Raw genomic sequence first — 427 nt, forward strand, 5'->3', positions numbered from 1 at the left:
CACGGTGCGGGCCAGCCCCAGGAGGTTTCTGTCCAAAACGATGTGCCCACCGAGTGGAGATTTAATTTTTTCACGCCCAATGCACTACCCGCACGGGTAACGTTTGTCGCTATCCTTGATGCTAACGGTACTGATTACCGGTTTAATACGCTGGATAGCACCCCGGACCTGGATAAAGTCATCGGTAATTGGAATGATACCGATCGAGCACCCGGAGGGCACTGGAATCACGTTAAACATCCCCCCAGGCATATTCTTTTTTGCTGGGACTCCGTGATTGATAAAAGAGTGTATGAAACTAGCCTGACCCTATCTGACGCCGTTGTGGATAAAATGCGCAAACCCAGCGTGTATAAGGATTATCAGGGTAATATCCGGTATTACGACAATATACAAATTGGTCTTGCTCCGGAAGGTAAGATTGCAG

The 427-nt window shown here is 48.5% G+C and carries 1 protein-coding gene; it reads left to right on the forward strand.

What is annotated here, in order from left to right:
• Positions 1-427: DUF2931 family protein (locus DUK53_RS17220; RefSeq protein WP_124893256.1), on the forward strand; the 427-nt coding region annotated here is incomplete at both ends.

Origin of the sequence: Listeria sp. SHR_NRA_18, from assembly GCF_003856515.1 — a bacterium.
GTDB classification, from domain to species: domain Bacteria; phylum Bacillota; class Bacilli; order Lactobacillales; family Listeriaceae; genus Listeria_A; species Listeria_A newyorkensis.